Here is a 20,865-nt window from a genome sequence, read left to right on the forward strand (position 1 = left end):
CGTGAACGCCTCCAGAACCTTCCCAATTCGATCACGAACTCCCATATAGTGACCGCCAGTTGAGCATCTGGTGTCGCTACTCGCCCAGGGACACGACCGGAACGACCGGCACGACCAGCACGACCGGAACGACCGAGCACCCCGACCGAGGACCCGATACATGACCGCCCCCACCGAGCGCCCCACCCTGCGCCGTGTCGCACCCGCCCCGCTGCTCACCGCCCTGCTGGCCGCGCTCGCGGTGGCCGGCGCGGTCGCCCGCGTACGGGAGTCCGAGCGTGTCCCGGTCGCCGTCGGCGCGGGCGCGGGCGCGGTCCTGCTCGTCGTGGCCGTGGCCGTGGCCGCCCACGCGGTCCAGACGACCCGCTTGACCCGGCGCCGGCTGGAGGCCCTCACCGCGGACACCGGACGCCTGCTGCAGGACCGGATCCGGCAGAGCGCGGAGTTCGACCAGGAGCGGGTACGGCTCACCGAGGAACTCACCCGTGAACGAGCCCGGGTGGCCGCCGACATCGCCAAGGAACGGGCCCGACTGGCCGCGGAGTTCACCCACGACCGCGCTCGCCTGGCCGCCGAGAACGAACACCTGGCCGAACAGGCGCGCCGGGCCGAGCACGACCGGGCCACCGCCCTCGCGGCCACCGCCAACGCGGCGAGCCGGATGCAGGCCCTGGCCACAAGCACGCTCGCCGACCTCCGTGCCATGGAGGAACGCCACTCCGACGAGGACGTCCTCGCCGACCTGCTCCACCTCGACCACCGCACCGCCCAGGCGGGCCGGCTCGCCGACTCCGTCGCGGTCCTGGCGGGCGCCCGCTCCGGCCGCCGCTGGGCCCGCCCGATCGCCATGGAGTCGATCCTGCGCGGCGCGATGGGCCGGATCAGCGGCTACCAACGCGTGCGCGTGCACTCCGCCAGCGGGGCCGCGGTCGCCGGACACGCCGCCGAGGGCGTGATGCACGCGCTCGCCGAACTCCTCGACAACGCGGCCAATTTCTCCCCGCCGACCGCCGAGGTGCACGTCTACGTCGAGGAGGTCCCGGCCGGCGTCATCGTGTCCATCGAGGACAGCGGCCTGGTCATGAGCGAGGTGCAGTTACGCCGAGCCGAAAAGGCGGTCTCCGGCGACACGGAGGGCCTCGGCGGCCTCTCGGGCACCCGCCTGGGCCTCGCGGTGGTGGGCCGCCTGTCCCGCAAGCACGGCCTCAAGATCTCCTACCGCCCCTCCGCCCGCGGCGGCACAGGCGTCCTCCTGCTCGTCCCCCAGGACATCCTCCACGCACCCCCGAACAACCTCACGGAGCCCACCGGGACCAGCCCCCAGCCCCACCCGGGGATGCCGGCGGACGGAAAGCCGTGGCCATCCACCAGCGAACCCCACCAGCCCACCACCGAACCGGACCCCACCCCCACCCGCACCCGGGACACCACCTTCCCCGACGGCCTCCCAAGACGCCGCCGAGGCCAGGCACTGGCCAAGGCCGAACGCAACAGCGCACGTACCACCGCACCGGACCCCGCCGCCCCCGTCCCCCTGGACGACCCGCTGACCCGGGCCGCCCGCTTCCGCCGAGCCGTCCGAGGCTCCCTCTCCGACCAAGGCGGCACCGACGACGAACCCGCGGCCGCAGACGCGCAGGAGCGGGTCGTGGCGGTGCGGCGCAGCCCGCCGCTTACGCGTCCTGGACTCCCCGAACCGGACCCGCAGGCGTCAAATCCGTCGGCGGCGGGCTCGCCGTACCGCCACGACCCCGACCCACGACACACCCCAGGGGCGCGGGGAACTGCGCGAGAAACCCCAACGCACCCGCACCCGCACGACCAGCCCTCAGACGCGAAAGGCTCCCCCACCTCATGACCGGCACGAGCACCGCCGACGAGAAGCTCACCTGGCTCATCGAGGCCCTACTGGAGCGCACCCCCGGCGCGCGGCACGCCCTCGTCCTGTCACGGGACGGCCTGAAGCTGTGCCGCACACCGGAACTGACCGTCGACCAGGCCGACCAGCTCGCGGCGATCGCCGCCGGCATCCAGTCCCTGTCGCACGGCGCCTCCATGGAGTTCGGCGACGGCAGCGGAGGCGTGCGCTCGGCGATGACGGAGTTCTACGGCGGCGTCCTGTTCATCGTGGAGGCGGGCGACGGCGCTCACCTGGCCGTGATCACCGCCGAGGACGCGGACGCGGGCCTGGTCGGCCACAACATGAGCGAACTCGTGGAGCAGCTGGGCGAACACCTGTCCGCGCGGCCCCGGACCTCATGAGCCGCCCCGGCAGGGACGACTCACCCGACCGCCTGTACACCCTCACCGGAGGCCGCGCCCACTCCGCTCCGGACAGCCCCTTCGACCTGGTGACCCTCGTCATCGCCGAGTCCGCCCCGGCCCCCGGCATGCAGTCGGAGCACGCACGGATCCTGCAGATCACCCAACGCCCCACCCCCCTGGTGGAGTTGGCCGCCAAGATGAAACTCCCGGTGAGCATCACCAAGATCCTGCTGTCCGACCTCCTCGCGGCGGGCCACGTCAGGGCCCGCCACCCGAACAAGGCCGCGGTCATCGACCCCGACGTCCTGGAACAGGTACTCCTTGGACTCCGCAACCTCTGACCCCCGCACCACCCCCACCCCGACAACCACCCCCAATCCCCCTCCCGTCCCCCTACCCCCCGTCCCCCTCACCGGCTCCGGATTCCAGACCGAACCGGCCGAGCTGTACCGGCGGATGCGCCGCGAGCACGGCGCCGTGACCCCGGTCCTGCTGGACGGCGACGTACCGGCATGGCTGGTGCTCGGATACCGCGAGCTCCACCAGGTCACCGGCGACCCCGTGCTGTTCAGCCGCGACTCCGGCCTGTGGAACCAGTGGGACCGCATCCCCGACGACTGGCCCCTGCTCCCGATGATCGGCCGCAGGCAGCCGTCGATCCTCTACACCGTCGGCGAACGCCACCGCGAACGCGCCGCGATGATCAGCAACGCCCTGGAGTCCGCCGACCCCGCCGAACTACGCGGTTACGCCGAGAGGTTCGCCGACCAGCTGATCGACGCCCTGTGCTCCAAGGGCCGGGCGGACCTCGTCGCCGAGTACGCCATGCTGCTCCCGGTGCGGGTCCTGGCCCGGCTCTTCGGCTTCCCGGACGAGCAGGGACCGGGCCTGGTGGCCGCGCTCAACGACATGATCGACGGCCGGGAGCGGGCGATCGCCGGGCAGACCCATCTGGCCACGTCCATGGCCCGGTTGGTGGCCCAGCGACGGGCCGCGCCCGCCGACGACGTCGTGTCACGGATGCTCGCCGACCGCGGCGGATTCACCGACGAGGAGATCATCCAGGACCTCATGGTGATGATGGCGGCGGGCCATCAGCCGACCGCCGACTGGATCGGCAACTCCCTGCGGCTGATGCTGACCGACGACCGGTTCGCGGCCTCCCTGTTCGGCGGCCGCAACAGCGTCGCCGACGCCATGAACGAGGTGCTGTGGGAGGACGCACCCACGCAGAACGTGGCCGGCCGCTGGGCCTCGCGGGACACCCTGCTCGGCGGCCGCCGCATCCGGGCCGGGGATCTGCTGGTGCTCGGTCTGCAGGGCGCCAACTCCGACCCGCAGGTCCGCACCGACGGCTCCGAACTCACCGGCGGCAACGGCGCGCACTTCTCCTTCGGACACGGCGAGCACCGCTGCCCGTTCCCGGCGCAGGAGGTCGCCGAGGTCATCGCACGCACGGCCATCGAGGTCGTACTGGACCGCCTGCCCGACATCGACCTGGCCGTCCCACCCCGGTCCCTCACCCGCCGCCCCTCACCCTGGCTACGCGGCCTGACGGGCCTGCCGGTCCACTTCACCCCCGTACCCGTGCTCTGACGCGCCGCGCACACCCACGCCCCGGCACATCCGCACCCCCGCGACCGCCCTGGGAGGCACCCGCATGACGACGACCGGTATCGAAGGCAGCCGTACGCAAGAGACCCGCATCGCGCTGGACCCCTTCGTCGGCAACCTCGACGAGGAGAGCGCGAGGCTCCGCGCGGCGGGACCGCTGGCCGCCGTGGAACTCCCCGGCGGCGTCCCGGTCTGGGCGGTCACCCACCACGCCGAGGCCAAGCAGCTGCTCACCGACCCGCGTCTGGTGAAGGACATCACCGTCTGGGGTGCCTGGCAGCGGGGCGAGATCCCCCCGGACTGGCCGCTGATCGGCCTCGCCAACCCCGGCCGCTCCATGCTCACCGTGGACGGCGCCGACCACCGCCGTATGCGCACCCTGGTGGCCCAGGCGCTCACCCCGCGCCGGGTGGAGGAGATGCGCGACCGGATCACCGAGCTGACCGAAAGCCTCCTGGACGGCCTCGACGCCGACCTGCGCGGCGACCACAGCGGTGACCACAGCGGCGACCACCCCGACGACCTCCGCAACGGCCGCACGGCTGACGTCGTCGACCTGAAGGCGGCCTTCGCCTACCCCCTGCCCATGTACGTCATCGCCGACCTCATGGGCATCGACGAGACCCGGTTGCCCCGCCTGAAGGAGCTGTTCGAGAAGTTCTTCTCGACACAGACCCCGCCCGAGGAGGTCATCGCCACCCTCACCGAACTCGCGGGCATCATGGCGGCCACCGTCGCCGCCAAGCGCGCCGAGCCCGGCGACGACCTCACCTCCGCCCTGATCCTGGCCTCCGAGAACGGCGACCACCTCACCGACGAGGAGATCGTCTCCACGCTGCAGCTGATGGTCGCGGCGGGCCACGAGACGACGATCTCCCTCATCGTCAACGCGGTGCTCAACCTGTCACTCCACCCGGACCAGCGATCCCTGGTGCTGTCCGGGGAGGCCGACTGGTCGCAGGTGATCGAGGAGACCCTGCGCCACTCCACCCCCACCTCCCACGTCCTGATCCGCTTCGCGACCGAGGACGTTCGGATCGGCGACCGGGTGCTGCCCGCGGGCGACGCGCTGATCGTGTCGTACGCCGCCATCGGCCGCGACGAGCAGGCGCACGGCCCGACGGCGGGCGAGTTCGACATCACCCGCGCCTCCGCCAACCGCCACATCTCCTTCGGCCACGGTCCCCACGTCTGCCCGGGCGCCGCCCTCTCCCGCCTCGAGGCCGACGTGGCCCTCCCGGCCCTGTACAGCCGCTTCCCGGACCTGGACCTGGCGGTCCCGCCCGCCGAACTCCGCCACAAGCCGGTGGTGACCCAGAACGACCTGTTCGCCCTGCCGGTCCGCCTGACCTCGTAGATCTGCAAGAAGGTGGTGCATTCCGACAAGTCCACGGGCCGGAGAACCCGTCTCATCGAACGGACACGTTTCCGTCCGGTTTCGCCGAAGAGATACCCTCCGGCTCGTGGCTGAGATCCAGATTCCCGCTGACATCAAGCCCGCCGACGGTCGATTCGGCGCGGGCCCCTCCAAGGTGCGGACGGACGCGCTGGACGCGCTGGCCGCCACCGGTACCTCCCTCCTCGGCACCTCCCACCGCCAGGCTCCGGTGAAGAACCTGGTCGGCAAGGTGCGCGAGGGGATCTCCCAGCTGTTCTCGCTCCCGGACGGCTACGAGGTCGTCCTCGGCAACGGCGGCTCGACGGCGTTCTGGGACATCGCGACCCACGGACTGATCGAGAACAAGTCCCAGCACCTCACCTTCGGCGAGTTCAGCTCGAAGTTCGCCAAGGCGTCCAAGCTGGCCCCGTGGCTGGCCGAGCCGACCGTGATCAGCAGCGACCCGGGCACGCACCCGGAGCCGGTCGCCGAGGCGGGCGTCGACGTCTACGCCTTCACGCACAACGAGACCTCCACCGGTGTCGCCATGCCGATCCAGCGCGTGGCCGGCGCCGACGAGGGCGCCCTGGTCCTGGTCGACGCCACCTCCGGCGCCGGCGGCCTGCCGGTGGACGTCAGCGAGACGGACGTCTACTACTTCGCCCCGCAGAAGTCCTTCGCCTCCGACGGCGGCCTGTGGATCGGCGTCTTCTCCCCGGCCGCGATCGAGCGCGCCGAGCGGATCCACGCCTCCGGCCGTCACGTCCCGGAGTTCTTCAGCCTGCCGACGGCGATCGACAACTCCCGCAAGAACCAGACGTACAACACCCCGGCGCTCGCGACTCTCTTCCTGCTCAACCAGCAGCTGGAGTGGATCAACGGCCAGGGCGGTCTGGACTGGGCGGTGCGCCGCACGGCCACGTCCGCGCGCACGCTGTACGGCTGGGCGGAGGACGTGAAGTTCGCGACCCCGTTCGTCGCCGACCCGGCCAAGCGCTCCCAGGTCATCGGCACGATCGACTTCGCGGACGAGATCGACGCGGCCGCCGTCGCCAAGGTGCTGCGCGCCAACGGCATCGTCGACACCGAGCCCTACCGCAAGCTGGGCCGCAACCAGCTGCGCGTCGCGATGTTCCCGGCGATCGACCCGTCGGACGTCGAGGCCCTCACGAAGTGCGTCGACTACGTGATCGAAAAGCTGTGATCGAGAAGCTGTGATCGAGAAGCTGTAACTCCCTGGTCAACTCCCTTAGGTGCGCAGCTTGTTGCAGGGCCCTGTCGGTGACAGGGCCCTCGCTGTTGGGTACGGCCGGGGCATGAACAGACCGATACCGGGCACCGTCCAGGTCGCCGTGCGCCACATCCTCAGCGACAAGGTCACGGGCTTCCTCGTCCGCACCCGACACATCACCTGGAAGGACAGCATCTTCCGGGTACGCCGCCCGCAGTCGGGCAAGCAGTCCGTCGAGCTCACCTGCCCCGTCTGCGACGCGTCGCTGCTCGCCGAGGTCCGCACCGAGGCCCGCACCCTCAGGACCCGCACCATTCTGCTCGTCCTGTTCGCGATCAGCGTGATCGTCTTCTTCGCGGCCTTCGCCTACGCCGTCCACGAGGGCGGCAAGACACTGCCCGAAGGCCAGTCGCTGCCGACCCTGTTCCCCGTCAGCATCGTCGCGATCGCCGTCTCGTTCGTGTCCGCCCCCGTCTTCTTCATCCAAGGCCGCGCCTACAACGGCGTCAGCCTCCTCGACCCCCCAAACCACGCCGCCTCCACGGGCTCAGGCCGGTGCGGAACTGACCGTTGGAAACGCCGTCGCGGGCGCCCGGTGACTGGACCGGGCGCCCCTTGCTCAGGCCGCCGTGAGAGGGCGGCGCGGCCCGCTCGTCGGAACCCCGCGCGTCCTAGCGACGCCGGCCCAGCCGCCGGATCCCGAACACGGCCGCCGCCGCGACCACCACCGCCAGCGCGCCGATCTTGACGTTGCCGCCGAGGCCCCCGCCGCTCGACCCGGAGGCGTCCGAACTCCCGCCCGCAGCCGGTGACTTGGAGTCGTCGCCCGGTACGTCCTCGGCCTGCACGGGGCTGTCCTCGCCCTCGCTGCCGTACAGGAGCTTGGTGCCGTCCGGGGAGTAGCTGACGGACTCGCCCTGACCCTGCAACGGCACGTCCAGCCGGCCCTCGCGCTTGATCTTCCCGCCGTTCCAGGCGTAGTAGATCCCGCCGAAGTAGCCGCGCACGGCGAGCTGTCTGCCGTTCGGGGAGATGGCCGCGTCGGTGGCCCAGAGGTCGACGGGGGCGACGGGCCGGAAGATGTTGCTGCCCGAGGAGGAGAGCTTGGCCGGGCCTTCGTAGAGATGTCCGCCGTTCTCGTTCTTGTCGATGATGTACGCGCGGCCGGTCTTCGGGTCGACGACCAGCGACTCGGCGTTGCGCGCCCCGTCCGAGTACTTCACCACGTACTGCGTGGCCTTGATCGTCTGGTCGACGAGCTTCTTCGGCTCGGGCAGCCGGTAGATCCACACGTACGGCCATTTGCCGCCGAGGTTGTCCCCGATGTCGCCGACGTAGATCTCGTTGTTCGGCCCGATGGAGATGGCCTCGACGTCACGCGGCCGGCCGACACCGCTGAGGGTGATCCTGGCGACGGTCTTGCCGGTCGCGCTGTCGACGGCGTAGATGTACGGCCCGTCGCTGCTGTCGTTGTGGGTCCAGTAGATCCCGGGGTGGAGATGGGAGGCGGCGAGCCCGCTGGACTCCTTGATGCGCGGGTCCGTGATGGTGAACCCCTTGTCCCCCTTGCCGTCGGCGGCGGAGGCGGGCACGGCGAAGACGCCCACGAGCAGGACCCCGGCGAGAAGAGCGAACGGTCGGCGCATGTCCCCAAGCCTGCCATCCCAGGGGCCGGTTCACCGGGCACGCCCCTCGCGCCCACCGTGGTGGGCCTCACACCCCGACCGTCCGCTTGATCCCGCCCTGATCGTCCATCATGAGCGGATGCTTAGGTTCATGCCGGTCGGCGACTCCATGACGATCGGGAGCGCGGGCGAACACACCTGGCGGTACCGCTTGTGGCAGCACCTGCGCGAGACGTACGGCGACTCGTTCGCCCTGGTCGGTCCGCGCGAGACGCTGCACGACAAGGCGACGGACGCGCCGACGTCGTACGAGTACGCGGACCCCGACTTCCCGCGCGCCCACCTGGCCGGCTGGGGCGAGGGCTGGGTGCACATGGCTCCGCTGATCGGCGAGGCGGTCCGCACGCACCGGGCGGATGTGCTGCTGGTGTCGCTCGGCCTGATCGACCTGGGCTTCTACACGAACGCGGAGCAGACGGCGGACAACGTACGGGCCTTCGTCGAGGAGGCGAGGTCGGCCAGGCCCCGGGTCCGGATGGCCGTCCTGCCGGTGATCCCGAACATCCGCGCGACCGCCGACGAGCCGTTCGCGGCTCAGGTGACCCTCTTCAACGAGCTGCTGGCCAAGACCCTCGCGGACCTGGACGAACCCCGCTCCCCCCTCCTCCTGGTCTCGCCCCCGCCCTCGTACGACATCCACCTCGACACCTACGACGGCACCCACCCGAACGCGAGCGGCGAACACAAGATCGCGGCGGCCTTCGCGGACGCCATGCACCAGGCGTGGGACATGGGGGAGCCCTACGCGACGTAGTCGTCTTCCCCTCCGCGTGCCCTGGTGACCGTGCGTATCGTTGGACCGCGCGGCTGTACCTGTCCGTGGGGCAGCCGGGGAGGAGCGCCACGATGACCGTCCTTGAAGACAGGATCGAGATGGCCGACCACAGCGGCGAGCTGACCTTGGACACGTTGTTCGAGTCGCTTGAGCGGACCCCCGAGGGCTACAAGGTCGAGATCGTCGAGGGGGTCGTCTTCATGACGCCGCAGCGGGACACGCACTGGGAGATCATCTTGGACATCGTCGAGCAACTGCGCACCAAGTACCCGCGCAGGCGCGTGAAGTCCGATGTCCGGATCGACTACTAAGGACGTCGAGTTCGTGGCCGACGTCATCTCGAAGGGCACGGCGCACAACGACTACGGGTCCAAGAAGGCCGCCTACGCCGTCGCCGACGTCCCCGTCTACCTCATCGCCGACCCCTACCAGGGCAAGTGCCACTTGTTCACCCAGCCCAAGGACGGCGACTACATGACGGAGACGACCGTCAGCTTCGGAGGGGACGTCGACCTCACCCTCACGGACCTCGGCCTCACCCTGAAAACGGATGAGTTCCCCCGCGACTGACTGACAGAATCCGGTCCATGGCGATCATCCACAACACCACCGTCAAGCCCACCAAGCTGGAACTGCTCACCGCCTGGCTGCCGACCCGGCCGTGGTATGTGGGAAACGGGACTCCGGAGCTGAGCAAGGCCGGCGGGTTCCGGCTGGACGATCCGGAGGGTGAGGTCGGGATCGAGTTCATGGTGGTCGTCGACAGCTCCGGCCCCGAGCCGACCGCCTACCACGTGCCCCTCACCTACCGCGGCGCCCCTCTCCCCGGCGCCGAGGGCGCCCTCGTCGGCACCATGGAGCACGGCGTCCTGGGCCCCCGCTGGGCCTACGACGGCTGTCACGACCCGGTGCTGTACGCCCAGCTCCTCGCGCTGATCGAGGGCCACGTCCAGGCCCAGGCCCAGAGCGTCACCGACACCCCCGACCACGAGGTCACCCGCTCCTTCACGGGCGCCGGCCTCCCCTCCCCCGACTGGCCCGTCACCGTCACCGACGACCAGGACGGCACCATCCTCGGCGAAGCCCTCCACCTCCGCCGGGTCCTGCGTCCCGCCGCCCCGGACACCGCCCCCGAGGGAGCCACCGGTCATGTCATCGGCGCCTGGCAGTCCCCGGACGGCACCCGCGCCCGAGCCGTGTTCGCGTTCCTGAAGCCGGTCTCCCAGAAGCCCCTTGCCTAGAGCGCACTCCACGCCGTTGGCTAGGTGGTCATGAAGTACACGCAGCTCGGACGCACGGGACTCAAGGTCAGCCGACTCGTCCTCGGCACGATGAACTTCGGACCGCAGACGGACGAGGCCGACAGCCACGCGATCATGGACGCGGCGCTGGACGCCGGCATCAACTTCTTCGACACGGCGAACGTGTACGGCTGGGGCGAGAACAAGGGCCGTACCGAATCGATCATCGGCAACTGGTTCGCCAAGGGCGGTGAGCGGCGCGACAAGGTCGTCCTCGCCACCAAGGTGTACGGCAACATGGCCGCCGACGGCGAGTCGTGGCCGAACCACGACAAGCTCTCCGCCGTCAACATCCGGCGGGCGGTGGACGCGAGCCTCAAGCGGCTCCAGACGGACTACATCGACGTCTACCAGTTCCACCACGTCGACCGCGCCACCCCCTTCGAGGAGATCTGGCAGGCGATCGACACCCTGGTCACCCAGGGCAAGATCCTCTACGTCGGGTCCTCGAACTTCCCCGGCTACAAGATCGCCCAGGCCAACGAGATCGCCGCCCGGCGCGGCGGCACCATCGGCCTCGTCAGCGAGCAGTGCCTCTACAACCTCGCCGAGCGCCGCGCCGAGATGGAGGTCATCCCGGCCGCGCAGGAGTACGGCCTCGGGGTGATCCCCTGGTCGCCGCTGCACGGCGGTCTGCTGGGCGGTGTGATCAAGAAGGAGGTCGAGGGCGGACGCCGGGCGAGCGGCCGGGCCGCGGACTCCCTCGCCAACACCACCATCCGCGCGCAGATCCAGGCGTACGAGGACCTGCTGGACAAGCACGGCGTCGAGCCGGGTGAGGCTGCTCTCGCCTGGCTGCTCACCCGCCCCGGGGTGACCGGCCCGATCGTCGGCCCGCGCACGGCGCAGCAGCTGGAGTCCGCCCTGCGTGCGGTCGAGCTGGAGCTGAGCGAGGAACTGCTGGCCGGCCTCGACGAGATCTTCCCCGGCCCGGGCCCCTCCCCGGAGGCCTTCGCCTGGTAGGCGGCACGGCGGTGTGGCGGCGGTCGGCTCGACTACTTTCGGAGCGCCGCCGCCAACGCCACCACCACGAACAACAGCACGAGCACACCGGCCATGATCCGGTTCCGGGTCTTCGGGTCCACGTATCCGAGCCTAACCGGCCCCTCCGAGCGCCCAGCGGGCGACCGCCTCGTAACGGGGCTGCTCGCCCGGCACCCCGGACTTCGGCAGGTTGCTGCGCACGAGCACGAGTTCGGAGACCGTCCAGGTGCGGCTCGTGAAGTCCGACAGGGCCGTCAGATACGGCCGTACGTCCCTCGCGTCCCGGCCCCGCGCGACCGTCAGATGGGGCTTGTAGCGCCGGTGCTCCCCCATGTCCACTCCGGCCTTGCGCCCGGCAGCCTCCGCCCGGTCCGCCAGCAGCCGCAGCTCCTGTGTCTGGCCCTCGGCCCCCGCCCACAGCACCCGCCCGTGCCCGAACTGCCCGCCACCCCGCAGCGCCAGCGCGAAGGCCCCCGACCGCCGGGCCGCCCGTTCCAGCCGGTCCGACAGTTCCGGCACGACGTCGTCGTCGACCTCGCCGTAGAAGGCCAGGGTGAAGTGCCACCCCGGCCGCCCGGTCCAGCGCAGGCCTTCCCCGCCCGGCAGCTTCCGCAACTCGTCCACCGCGGCGGCCAGTTCACCTGTGACGTTCTCGGGGGGCAGCACGGCGGCGAAGAGTCTCATGGGGCCAGTCTCGCCGCCATGTCCATGCGTGACCCGGTCACCGTACGTATCGTTGTCCTGCGCGGCTGTCCGTGACCGAGCGGCATCCGGGGAGGAGCGCGACTCCCGCACCTCACGCCGCCGGGGCCAGCTGCTCCTGCTCCTCGCGCGGCACGAACCGGACGACCGGGTGGCCCCGGTGCCAGCCGAGGGCGAGGCGGAGGTTGCCGACGCGGGCCAGGACCAGGCCGACGACGAGCGCCGCGCCCGCCGCGATCGCGCCGCCGACCGCAAGACCCGCCCGGACGCCGTAGGTGTCGGTGATCCAGCCGGCGATGGGCGCGCCGATCGGGGTGCCGCCCATGAACACCATCATGTAGAGCGACATCACCCGGCCGCGCATGGCCGGATCGGTGCCCATCTGTACCGTGGTGTTGGCGGTGACGTTGACCGTCATGCCGAACATGCCGATCGGCACCATGATCAGGGCGAAGAGCCACAGCGACGGCGCCACGGCCGCCACCAGCTCCAGCGCGCCGAAGGCCACCGCCGCGGCGATCATCACCCGCATCCGGGCGGTGCCGCGCCGGGCCGCGAGCAGGGCGCCGACCAGGGAGCCGACCGCCATCAGCGTGTTGAAGGCGCTGTAGGAACCGGCTCCGGCGTGGAAGACGTCGTCCGCGAAGGCCGACAGGTACACCGGGAAGTTGAAGCCGAAGGTGCCGATGAACCCGATCAGGACGATGGTCCAGATCAGGTCGGGGCGCCCGGCCACGTACCGCAGGCCCTCCCGCAGCTGGCCCTTCCCGCGCGGGGCTCGCTGGACGGTGTGCAGCTCGCGCGCCCGCATCAGCAGCAGGCCCGCGATCGGCGCGGCGAACGACAGCCCGTTGAAGAGGAACGCCCAGCCGGTGCCCACGCCGGTGATCATCACGCCGGCGACGGCGGGGCCGACGAGGCGCGCGGACTGGAAGTTGGCGGAGTTCAGGCTGACCGCGTTCTGCAGCTGGTCCGGGCCGACCATCTCGGAGACGAAGGACTGCCGGGCCGGGTTGTCGACGACCGTGGCGAGACCGACGGCGAACGCGGCGAGGTAGACGTGCCAGACCTGGACATGGCCGGAGAGCGTGAGCAGCGCCAGCGCGATGCCGGTGAGGGCCATCGCGGACTGGGTGAACAGCAGCGCGGGGCGCTTGGGCAGCCGGTCGACGAGGACACCGCCGTAGAGACCGAAGAGCAGCATCGGCAGGAACTGCAGGGCGGTGGTGACGCCGACGGCGGTCGCGGAGCCGGTGAGGCTGAGGACCAGCCAGTCCTGGGCGATGCGCTGCATCCAGGTGCCGATGTTCGAGACGACCTGGCCGGCGAAGAAGAGCCGGTAGTTACGGATCCTCAGGGAGCTGAACATCGAGGACTTGCGGGGGGCTGCGGGGGCGGGCGGGGAGGTGTGGGGGGTGGTCGGTGCGGGGGCGGATTCTGCTCCGGGTCCCGAACTCAAAGGGTTCGCCTCCTCTTTTCATTGCTCGTTCGCCTCCGGGGAGCTCCAGCCGGTGTCGACGCTCCCCTCCGGCTCACTCGCGTGCGACGTACTGCTTGCTTACAGGTGTGCGAGCTTCTCCAGCACGGGGGCGGCGGCGCGCAGTTTGGCCCACTCGTCCTCGTCCAGGCCCTCGACGAGGCCCGCCAGGAACGCGTTCCGCTTGGCTCGGCTCTCCGCGAGCATGGCCTCGGCCTGCTCGGTCTTGGTGACGACCTTCTGGCGCCGGTCCTCGGGGTGCGGCTCCAGCCGGACCAGTCCCTTGGCCTCCAGCAGCGCGACGATGCGGGTCATCGACGGCGGCTGCACGTGCTCCTTGCGGGCGAGCTCGCCCGGCGTGGCACTGCCGCAGTTCGACAGGGTGCCCAGCACCGACATCTCGGTGGGGCTCAGCGACTCGTCGACGCGCTGGTGCTTGAGCCGACGGGACAGCCGCATGACGGCGGAGCGAAGGGCGTTCACGGCGGCACCGTCGTCGCCATGGGTGAGGTCCGACATGTCTTTAGCGTAACTCATTACTCTCGCTAAACAAGCTGGCGCGCAGGCAGATTCCCGTGACCCTGGCCACTGAAACGAGAGCTTCACCCGTACGAGTGAGACGACGCGGGAAAGTGACCGCTCGACGGAACCCGCCAGCGACCCTCGTCCCATGGGGACAGAAGTGCTCAGCCTGCGAATAGACCGGGAGCTGCTGGAGCGGCTCAGGGACCACGCGTCCAAAAGGGGAATGAGCGTCCAGGACTATGTCGTCCGGACGCTCATTCGTGATGACTTCGACGAGCGGTTCCAGACCGCCGTCGAGGAGACCGAGAGGTTCTACGGGGTCACGTGAGCCCCAGGGCCGGCATCAGGTAGTAGAAGCCGAACACCGCCGCGACGACGTACATCGGCACCGGGACCTCCCGGCCCCGGCCGGCCGCCAGCCGCAGGACGGCGAAGGTGATGAAGCCCATGCCGATGCCGTTGGTGATCGAGTAGGTGAAGGGCATCATCACCATCGTCACGAAGGCCGGGATCGCGAGCGTGTAGTCGGCCCAGTCGATCTCCTTGACCGATCCGGCGAGGATCAGGAAGCCGACCGCAAGCAGCGCCGGGGTGGCCGCCTGGGAGGGGACCATGGTGGCGACGGGGGTCAGGAACAGCGCCACGGCGAACAGCGCGCCGGTGACGACGTTCGCGAAGCCGGTACGGGCCCCTTCGCCGACGCCGGCCGTGGACTCCACGAAGCAGGTGGTGGCCGAGGAGGAGCTGGCGCCGCCGGCGGCGACCGCGATGCCGTCCACGAACAGCACCTTGTTGATGCCGGGCATCTCGCCCTTGGCGTTGGTCAGCTTGGCCTCGTCGCTGACGCCCATGATCGTGCCCATCGCGTCGAAGAAGCACGACAGCAGCACGGTGAAGACGAACAGCACGCCGGTCAGCACACCCACGTCGGAGAAACCGCCGAAGAGGCTGACCTTGCCGATCAGGCCGAAGTCCGGGGTGGCGACCGGGTTGCCGGGCCACTTCGGGGTGGTCAGGCCCCAGGACGGGACCTTCGCGACCGCGTTGATGATCACCGCGAGGACGGTCATCGTGACGATGGAGATCAGGATCGCGCCGGAGACCTTGCGGACGATCAGCGCGAGGGTCAGCAGTGCGCCGAGGATGAAGACCAGCACCGGCCAGCCGTTGAGGTGACCGTCGGCGCCGAGCTGGAGCGGGACGGTGGTCTGGGCGGCGTCCGGGATACGGGTGACGAAACCGGAGTCGACGAGCCCGATCAGCATGATGAACAGGCCGATACCGATGGAGATCGCCTTGCGCAGGCTGTAGGGCACGGCGTTCATCACGCGCTCGCGCAGTCCGGTGGCGACGAGCAGCATCACCACGAAACCGGCGAGGACGACCATGCCCATCGCGTCAGGCCAGGACATCCGGGGCGCGAGCTGGAGCGCGACGACCGAGTTCACACCGAGGCCGGCCGCGAGCGCGATCGGCACGTTGCCGATGACGCCCATCAGCAGCGTGGTGAACGCCGCCGTCACGGCCGTGGCCGTCACCAGCTGGCCGTTGTCCAGGTGGTGCCCGTACATGTCCTTCGCGCTGCCCAGGATGATCGGGTTGAGCACGATGATGTAGGCCATCGCGAAGAAGGTGGCGAAGCCGCCACGGATCTCCCGGGCGAGCGTGCTGCCTCGCTCGGAGATCTTGAAGTAGCGGTCGAGCGCACCGGACGCGGGCCGGGCCCCGGGCTGGTCGGGGGCGGGGACCTTGGTGGGGGCCGTGCTGGACACTGGAGGTTCCTACGAGCAGATACGGACAGACGGAAACGGTTTCAGTATGAACATATGAACACTGGGACGCCATCTCCGCGCGTAGATCTGATCGCCTCGTAAGCTGTCCCCATGGCGAAGTGGACCCCGCAGCACGAGGCGCCGGAGCCCCTGGAGGGCCCCGTCGTCGCCACCATCACCGGCGGCACGATCCTCTGGTTCGTCCTCTTCCTGGTGCAGCTGCCGTTCTACGGCTGGTTCGACGACCACGGGCACACCTGGTGGCTGTGGACCTGCCTCACCGGAGGGGTCCTCGGGCTGTACGGCGTCTGGTTCGTCAGGAAGCGGGACGCGGCGATCAAGCGCTCGGCGGCACCGAAGGCGGGGCCGGCCGACTAGACCCTGCGGAAGGGGTCGGCGGCCGGGCCGTACAACCACCGCACGAGGCGGCTCCTCCCGTGGTCGGATCTTTCGGTCACTCGGCGGGTGAAGGCCCAAAACCGCACGTACCGTCGAACGCATGGCACACATCGACGCGGGCGCCGAACTCGATCCTGTGCACCCCGTACCCCTACCGGTGGCGACCCGCGGACTGACCGCGGCCGAGGTCGCCGAGCGGGTGGCGCGCGGGCAGGTCAACGACGTGCCGGTGCGCAGCAGCCGGTCGATGGGCGAGATCGTCCGGGCGAACGTCTTCACCCGGTTCAACGCGATCATCGGTGTGCTCTGGCTGATCATGCTGTTCGTCGCGCCCTTCCAGGACAGCCTGTTCGGGTACGTGATCCTCGCCAACACCGGGATCGGGATCATCCAGGAGTGGCGGGCCAAGCGGACCCTGGACTCGCTCGCGGTGATCGGGGAGGCCCGGCCGACGGTACGACGGGACGGGGTGGCCGCCGAGGTCGGCACGGCGCAGATCGTGCTGGACGACCTGATCGAGATCGGACCCGGCGACAAGGCCGTGGTGGACGGGGTGTGCGTCGAGGCCGACGGGCTGGAGATCGACGAGTCGCTGCTGACCGGTGAGGCCGACCCGGTGGTCAAGCGGCCCGGCGACCGCATCATGTCGGGCAGTTTCGTCGTCGCCGGCGGTGGCGCGTTCCAGGCGACCAAGGTGGGCCGCGAGGCCTACGCCGCCCAGCTCGCCGAGGAGGCCTCGCGCTTCACCCTGGTCCACTCCGAACTGCGCTCCGGCATCTCCACCATCCTCAAGTACGTCACGTGGATGATGATCCCGACCGCGATCGGCCTGGTGATCAGCCAGCTGTTCGTCAAGCAGCACGGCCTCAAGGACTCGATCGCCCGCACGGTCGGCGGCATCGTCCCGATGGTCCCCGAGGGCCTGGTCCTGCTGACCTCCGTGGCCTTCGCGATCGGCGTGATCCGCCTTGGCCGAAAACAGTGCCTGGTCCAGGAACTCCCCGCCATCGAGGGCCTCGCCCGCATCGACACGGTCTGCCTCGACAAGACCGGCACCCTCACCGAGGGCGGCATGGACGTCACCGAGCTCAGGCCGCTGCAGGGCGCGGACGAGTCGTACGTCCGCAAGGTGCTCGGCGCCCTCGGCGAGGCGGACCCGCGGCCCAACGCCTCCCTGCAGGCGATCATCGACGCCTACCCGGACGTCGAGGACTGGCGCTGCACCGAGGCGCTGCCCTTTTCCTCCGCCCGCAAGTACAGCGGCGCCACCTTCGACGAGGGCGACGGCGAGACCAGCACCTGGCTGCTGGGGGCACCGGACGTCCTGCTCGGCGCGGACGATCCCGCCCTCCTGGAGACCGAACGCCTCAACGAACAGGGCCTCCGGGTCCTGCTGCTGGCCCGTTCCTCCCGCGACCTGGACGACGCCGAGCCGTCCCGGGGTGCCCGCCCCACCGCCCTGGTCGTGCTGGAGCAGCGGCTGCGCCCGGACGCGGCCGACACCCTGCGCTACTTCGCCGAGCAGGACGTGCACGCCAAGGTCATCTCCGGTGACAACGCGGTGTCGGTGGGCGCGGTGGCGGCGAAGCTGGGCCTCAGCGGCACGACGGTGGACGCCCGCCGCCTCCCCTCCGAGCAGGAGGAGATGGCGAAGGCGCTGGACGACGGCACGGTCTTCGGCCGGGTCACCCCGCAGCAGAAGCGCGACATGGTGGGGGCGCTGAAGTCCCGGGGGCACACGGTCGCGATGACCGGGGACGGCGTGAACGACGTACTGGCCCTGAAGGACGCGGACATCGGCGTCTCGATGGGCTCGGGCTCGGAGGCCACCCGGGCGGTGGCGCAGATCGTCCTGTTGAACAACAGCTTCGCGACGCTGCCGTCGGTGGTGGCGGAGGGCCGCAGGGTGATCGGCAACATCACCCGGGTGGCGACCCTCTTCCTCGTGAAGACGGTCTACTCGGTCCTGCTGGCCGTCATGGTGGTCTGCTGGCGGGTCGAGTATCCCTTCCTTCCCCGCCACTTGACCCTGCTGTCCACGCTGACCATCGGCGTCCCGGCCTTCTTCCTCGCCCTGGCCCCCAACAAGGAGCGCGCGAAACCGCACTTCGTGCGCAGGGTCATGCGGTACTCGATCCCGGGCGGGGCGGTGGCTGCGGTGGCCACCTTCGTCACGTACCTGATCGCTCGTCACCACTACACGGGTGCGGGCCAGTTGGACGCGGAGACGAGCGCGGCGACCCTGACCCTCTTTCTGATCTCCATGTGGGTCCTGGCGATCGTCGCCCGCCCCTACACCTGGTGGCGGGTGGCCTTGGTCGCCGCGATGGGCGTGGCCTTCTTGTTCGTCCTGATCGTCCCCTCGCTCCAGCACTTCTTCGCGCTGAAGCTGGTGGGCGTGACGATGCCGTGGATCGCGGTGGGCATCGCGGTGGTGGCGGCGGCCACCCTGGAGGTGCTGTGGAGGTGGGTGGACCGCCGCGTTCCCGCTTAGCGCTCGGCTTCGGCCGCGAGCGCCGGTGTGGCGTTTCGCCTGCGGACCGGCTGTGGCTGGTCGCGCAGTTCCCCGCGCCCCTTCGGGGGGTGGGCCTCAGCGCACGTCGACGAAGTCGCCCGTGGCGCTGACCGCCGGGGTCGTCGCGGTGCCCGCGAAGGAGTAGCGGTAGTAGCCGTCGACGGTGGCCTTGGTGGTGGTCTTCAAGGTGCCCGTCGAGCTGGTGGTGATGGTCTTGAGGGTGGTGTAGGTGCTGGAGCCCTTCTTACGGAACTGCAGCTTCACCTTCTGGCCGGCGTAACCGGCGTACTTGTTGGTGTCCCAGTTCGCGCGGGACAGCTTGCCGGTGACGGTGATGGTCCTGCCCTTCTTCACCGGCTCCGGGGCGGCGTCGACCGTGAGGGTGGAGCGACGCTGCAGGTTGGGCGAGGCGAAGGGGCTCTGGTCGGCCAGGCCGACCTTGGTGATGTCGAAGCCGGGGCTGGACGGGTCCTGGCCGTTGAGCGCGATGGCCAGCACACCGGACTTCACGGCGCCCGCGTCGGCGTTCGCGAGGTCGATGTCGGACGCGTCGTCACCCGGGTACAGGTCGATGACGCCCTTGCACGTGGCGACGGTGGACGAGGTGGCGGTGCAGGTGGCCGGGTCGTCACCGTAGAACTGGGTGTCGCCCTTGTAGACGTACGCGCCGGTCGCGAAGTCGGACGCGGTGATGTCGACGTCGGCGCCGTGGGTCATGGTGTAGGTGAACGGGACCTTCACGTGGCCGGTGGCGCTGACCACTATCGCCTTGCCGCCGTTGATCTTCACGGCGGAGAAGGTGGCGTTCAGCGGGTAGGGCTCGGGGTCGCTGTCGGCCGCGGCGGTGCTGAACGCCGTCCTGCCGGAGGCGGCGACGGCGGCCTCACGGACCTTCGCGACATCGGCCCGGTACGAGGATCCGGCGCCGGCGGCGTGCGCGGCGGGCAGGGCGAAGGCGGAGATGGCCAGGGCGCCGGAGACGGCGGCCACAGTGGCACGTATGCGCATGTGTTCCCCATGGGGAGAAAGAGATCGTAGGAGCCTGTTGGCTCGCATGATCAGATCCGTGACACCTGGGGGAAGTTGTACGTCCGCGGCGGATTTTGGGCGGGGATTACGAAGAGCTTGCCAGACGCAGGGACACGGCGGCCCGGGGTCCCCGTCCGGCGCCGCCATGTCCCTGTGAGGTGCTACCTCACGTCGACGAAGTCACCCGTGGCGCTGACCGCCGGGGTCGTCGTGGTGCCCGCGAAGGAGTAGCGGAAGTAACCGTCGACCGTGGCCTTGGTCGTGGTCGTCAGGTTGCCGGTGGAGTTGGTCTTGATGGTCTTCAGCGTGGTGTAGGTGCTGGAGCCCTTCTTGCGGAACTGCAGCTTCACCGGCTGGTTGGTGTAACCGTGGTAGTGGCCGTCCTCCCAGTTGGCGCGGGAGAGCTTGCCGGTGACGGTGATGGTCTTGCCCTTCTTCACCGGCTCCGGGGCGGCGTTGACCGTGAGGGTGGAGCGGCGCTGGAGCTTGGTGGTGGCGACGTTGTCCTTCGTCGCGACACCGACGTTGTCCAGGTTCGGGTTCTGCGGGTCCTCACCGTTGAACGCGACCGCGAAGGCGCCGGCCTTCCAGCTGCCAGCGTCCGTGTTCAGCAGCCACGCCGGGTCGATCTCGATGGTGGCGGTGCAGTTGGCGGCGGTGGCCGAGGTGTCGGTGCACGTCGCGTTCGTGCTGTCGATCCACTCGTCCTCGTTCGCGAAGTCCGCGCCGCGGTACAGCTCGACGGCGGAGACGAAGTCGGAGGCGTGGATGTCGACGTCCGCGCCGTGGGTCAGCGTGAAGGAGACCGGCGCCTTCACGAGGGCGGTGGTGCCGACGACGATGTTCTTGCCCTTGTTGACCTTCACGTTGGAGAAGGTGGCGTCCAGGGCGTACGGCGTACCGGTGTCGGCGGCGGAGCTGAAGGCGGCCTTGCCGGACGTGGCGGAGTGGGCGGCCTTGTTGGCCGCGGCGACACCCGCGGGAACCTTCGGTCCGTCCGCGGCGAGAGCGGCGGGCGCGACGAAGGCGGAAAGGGCCATGGCGCCGGTGACGGCGGCCACGGTGGCACGAATACGCATGCGTTCCCCATGTGGGAGAGGGGCCCCGACGGTGACGTCCCCCGTCCCGGCGGGGCCCGAAGTGATCAGGGAGTCTGTTGACTCACGTGATGTGACCAGCAAGGGGTGGCAATGGTTGTACGGAGGTGAACAAT

The 20,865-nt window shown here is 70.1% G+C and carries 20 protein-coding genes and 1 pseudogene; 14 read left to right on the top strand and 7 right to left on the bottom strand.

From position 1 onward, the window contains the following. Positions 1–160: 160 nt before the first annotated feature. The 7 genes from ABZZ74_RS10330 to ABZZ74_RS10360 all read left to right on the top strand — a co-directional run bounded on the left by ABZZ74_RS10330 (position 161) and on the right by ABZZ74_RS10360 (position 7,236). The gene (locus ABZZ74_RS10330) at positions 161–1,858 is read left to right on the top strand and encodes an ATP-binding protein (RefSeq protein WP_356763127.1); all 1,698 of its coding nucleotides are present in this window, start codon (positions 161–163) and stop codon (positions 1,856–1,858) included. Continuing rightward, positions 1,855–2,262, top strand: a complete 408-nt coding sequence (locus tag ABZZ74_RS10335; RefSeq protein WP_356763129.1) for a roadblock/LC7 domain-containing protein — start codon at positions 1,855–1,857, stop codon at positions 2,260–2,262. Before ABZZ74_RS10330 ends, ABZZ74_RS10335 begins: the two co-directional genes overlap by 4 nt. After that, positions 2,259–2,606, top strand: coding sequence for a DUF742 domain-containing protein (locus ABZZ74_RS10340; RefSeq protein WP_356763131.1), 348 nt, complete (start codon positions 2,259–2,261; stop codon positions 2,604–2,606). The genes ABZZ74_RS10335 and ABZZ74_RS10340 overlap by 4 nt, the downstream gene beginning before the upstream one ends. 103 nt (positions 2,607–2,709) lie before the next feature. Beyond that, positions 2,710–3,861: a cytochrome P450 gene (locus ABZZ74_RS10345; protein ID WP_356763301.1), complete on the top strand. Its 1,152-nt coding sequence runs from the start codon at positions 2,710–2,712 to the stop codon at positions 3,859–3,861. A 64-nt stretch (positions 3,862–3,925) separates the two neighbouring features. Beyond that, positions 3,926–5,236 carry a cytochrome P450 gene (locus ABZZ74_RS10350; RefSeq protein WP_356763133.1) on the top strand — a complete coding sequence of 437 codons (1,311 nt, stop codon included), beginning with the start codon at positions 3,926–3,928 and terminating at the stop codon, positions 5,234–5,236. Between the two features lie 106 nt (positions 5,237–5,342). Then, complete coding sequence (gene serC, locus ABZZ74_RS10355; RefSeq protein WP_356763135.1) at positions 5,343–6,461, top strand: phosphoserine transaminase; 1,119 nt, start codon at positions 5,343–5,345, stop codon at positions 6,459–6,461. 112 nt (positions 6,462–6,573) lie between these two features. Then, positions 6,574–7,236 carry a hypothetical protein gene (locus tag ABZZ74_RS10360; RefSeq protein WP_356763137.1) on the top strand — a complete coding sequence of 221 codons (663 nt, stop codon included), beginning with the start codon at positions 6,574–6,576 and terminating at the stop codon, positions 7,234–7,236. On the opposite strand, the gene ABZZ74_RS10365 is transcribed toward ABZZ74_RS10360, so the two are convergent. Further along, the gene (locus ABZZ74_RS10365) at positions 7,160–8,134 is read right to left on the bottom strand and encodes a WD40 repeat domain-containing protein (protein WP_356763139.1); all 975 of its coding nucleotides are present in this window, start codon (positions 8,132–8,134) and stop codon (positions 7,160–7,162) included. The genes ABZZ74_RS10360 and ABZZ74_RS10365 overlap by 77 nt on opposite strands. Before the next feature lie 118 nt (positions 8,135–8,252). Here ABZZ74_RS10365 and ABZZ74_RS10370 point away from each other — a divergent pair, with 118 nt between their 5' ends. From ABZZ74_RS10370 to ABZZ74_RS10385, 4 genes and pseudogenes are all read left to right on the top strand, one after another. After that, the gene (locus ABZZ74_RS10370; RefSeq protein WP_356763141.1) at positions 8,253–8,927 is read left to right on the top strand and encodes an SGNH/GDSL hydrolase family protein; all 675 of its coding nucleotides are present in this window, start codon (positions 8,253–8,255) and stop codon (positions 8,925–8,927) included. A gap of 92 nt (positions 8,928–9,019) precedes the next feature. Continuing rightward, positions 9,020–9,518: pseudogene (locus ABZZ74_RS10375) on the top strand (Uma2 family endonuclease). A 17-nt stretch (positions 9,519–9,535) separates the two neighbouring features. After that, positions 9,536–10,189, top strand: coding sequence for a 1,4-alpha-glucan branching protein (locus tag ABZZ74_RS10380; RefSeq protein ID WP_356763143.1), 654 nt, complete (start codon positions 9,536–9,538; stop codon positions 10,187–10,189). Positions 10,190–10,219: 30 nt separating this feature from the next. After that, on the top strand, positions 10,220–11,212 hold the full coding sequence (locus tag ABZZ74_RS10385) for an aldo/keto reductase (RefSeq protein WP_356763145.1): 993 nt from the start codon (positions 10,220–10,222) through the stop codon (positions 11,210–11,212). Positions 11,213–11,344: 132 nt separating this feature from the next. Here ABZZ74_RS10385 and thpR read toward each other — a convergent pair whose 3' ends face one another. The 3 genes from thpR to ABZZ74_RS10400 form a co-directional block, all read right to left on the bottom strand. Continuing rightward, positions 11,345–11,917: an RNA 2',3'-cyclic phosphodiesterase gene (thpR, locus tag ABZZ74_RS10390; RefSeq protein ID WP_356763147.1), complete on the bottom strand. Its 573-nt coding sequence runs from the start codon at positions 11,915–11,917 to the stop codon at positions 11,345–11,347. A 112-nt stretch (positions 11,918–12,029) separates the two neighbouring features. After that, positions 12,030–13,394: an MFS transporter gene (locus ABZZ74_RS10395; RefSeq protein ID WP_356763149.1), complete on the bottom strand. Its 1,365-nt coding sequence runs from the start codon at positions 13,392–13,394 to the stop codon at positions 12,030–12,032. A 99-nt stretch (positions 13,395–13,493) separates the two neighbouring features. Further along, entirely contained in the window at positions 13,494–13,931 is a 438-nt protein-coding gene (locus ABZZ74_RS10400) for a MarR family transcriptional regulator (RefSeq protein WP_356763151.1), read from the bottom strand. Between the two features lie 151 nt (positions 13,932–14,082). Between ABZZ74_RS10400 and ABZZ74_RS10405 the strand changes: the two genes are divergently transcribed. Beyond that, on the top strand, positions 14,083–14,265 hold the full coding sequence (locus ABZZ74_RS10405) for a BrnA antitoxin family protein (RefSeq protein WP_240867462.1): 183 nt from the start codon (positions 14,083–14,085) through the stop codon (positions 14,263–14,265). On the opposite strand, the gene ABZZ74_RS10410 is transcribed toward ABZZ74_RS10405, so the two are convergent. Next, entirely contained in the window at positions 14,258–15,709 is a 1,452-nt protein-coding gene (locus ABZZ74_RS10410; protein ID WP_356763153.1) for an NCS2 family permease, read from the bottom strand. The genes ABZZ74_RS10405 and ABZZ74_RS10410 overlap by 8 nt on opposite strands. 111 nt (positions 15,710–15,820) lie before the next feature. Here ABZZ74_RS10410 and ABZZ74_RS10415 point away from each other — a divergent pair, with 111 nt between their 5' ends. Then, entirely contained in the window at positions 15,821–16,087 is a 267-nt protein-coding gene (locus ABZZ74_RS10415) for a DUF2530 domain-containing protein (RefSeq protein WP_356763155.1), read from the top strand. 121 nt (positions 16,088–16,208) lie between these two features. After that, positions 16,209–18,602: an HAD-IC family P-type ATPase gene (locus tag ABZZ74_RS10420; RefSeq protein ID WP_356763157.1), complete on the top strand. Its 2,394-nt coding sequence runs from the start codon at positions 16,209–16,211 to the stop codon at positions 18,600–18,602. A 96-nt stretch (positions 18,603–18,698) separates the two neighbouring features. On the opposite strand, the gene ABZZ74_RS10425 is transcribed toward ABZZ74_RS10420, so the two are convergent. After that, positions 18,699–19,631 carry a hypothetical protein gene (locus ABZZ74_RS10425; RefSeq protein ID WP_356763159.1) on the bottom strand — a complete coding sequence of 311 codons (933 nt, stop codon included), beginning with the start codon at positions 19,629–19,631 and terminating at the stop codon, positions 18,699–18,701. 182 nt (positions 19,632–19,813) lie between these two features. Further along, entirely contained in the window at positions 19,814–20,731 is a 918-nt protein-coding gene (locus ABZZ74_RS10430; RefSeq protein ID WP_356763161.1) for a hypothetical protein, read from the bottom strand. Positions 20,732–20,865: the final 134 nt, after the last annotated feature.

Source organism: Streptomyces sp. NPDC006476 (assembly GCF_040612015.1).
GTDB classification, from domain to species: Bacteria; Actinomycetota; Actinomycetes; order Streptomycetales; family Streptomycetaceae; genus Streptomyces; species Streptomyces griseorubiginosus_B.

Bases quoted from the DNA above. Each gene is read 5' to 3' on its own strand.
- ABZZ74_RS10360 (WP_356763137.1), top strand. From the start codon at position 6,574: ATGAACAGACCGATACCGGGCACCGTCCAGGTCGCCGTGCGCCACATC.
- ABZZ74_RS10400 (WP_356763151.1), bottom strand. From the start codon at position 13,931: ATGTCGGACCTCACCCATGGCGACGACGGTGCCGCCGTGAACGCCCTT.
- thpR (WP_356763147.1), bottom strand. From the start codon at position 11,917: ATGAGACTCTTCGCCGCCGTGCTGCCCCCCGAGAACGTCACAGGTGAA.
- ABZZ74_RS10385 (WP_356763145.1), top strand. From the start codon at position 10,220: ATGAAGTACACGCAGCTCGGACGCACGGGACTCAAGGTCAGCCGACTC.
- ABZZ74_RS10365 (WP_356763139.1), bottom strand. From the start codon at position 8,134: ATGCGCCGACCGTTCGCTCTTCTCGCCGGGGTCCTGCTCGTGGGCGTC.
- ABZZ74_RS10340 (WP_356763131.1), top strand. From the start codon at position 2,259: ATGAGCCGCCCCGGCAGGGACGACTCACCCGACCGCCTGTACACCCTC.
- ABZZ74_RS10330 (WP_356763127.1), top strand. From the start codon at position 161: ATGACCGCCCCCACCGAGCGCCCCACCCTGCGCCGTGTCGCACCCGCC.
- ABZZ74_RS10430 (WP_356763161.1), bottom strand. From the start codon at position 20,731: ATGCGTATTCGTGCCACCGTGGCCGCCGTCACCGGCGCCATGGCCCTT.
- ABZZ74_RS10380 (WP_356763143.1), top strand. From the start codon at position 9,536: ATGGCGATCATCCACAACACCACCGTCAAGCCCACCAAGCTGGAACTG.
- ABZZ74_RS10415 (WP_356763155.1), top strand. From the start codon at position 15,821: ATGGCGAAGTGGACCCCGCAGCACGAGGCGCCGGAGCCCCTGGAGGGC.
- ABZZ74_RS10370 (WP_356763141.1), top strand. From the start codon at position 8,253: ATGCTTAGGTTCATGCCGGTCGGCGACTCCATGACGATCGGGAGCGCG.
- ABZZ74_RS10425 (WP_356763159.1), bottom strand. From the start codon at position 19,631: ATGCGCATACGTGCCACTGTGGCCGCCGTCTCCGGCGCCCTGGCCATC.
- ABZZ74_RS10335 (WP_356763129.1), top strand. From the start codon at position 1,855: ATGACCGGCACGAGCACCGCCGACGAGAAGCTCACCTGGCTCATCGAG.
- ABZZ74_RS10405 (WP_240867462.1), top strand. From the start codon at position 14,083: ATGGGGACAGAAGTGCTCAGCCTGCGAATAGACCGGGAGCTGCTGGAG.
- ABZZ74_RS10350 (WP_356763133.1), top strand. From the start codon at position 3,926: ATGACGACGACCGGTATCGAAGGCAGCCGTACGCAAGAGACCCGCATC.
- ABZZ74_RS10420 (WP_356763157.1), top strand. From the start codon at position 16,209: ATGGCACACATCGACGCGGGCGCCGAACTCGATCCTGTGCACCCCGTA.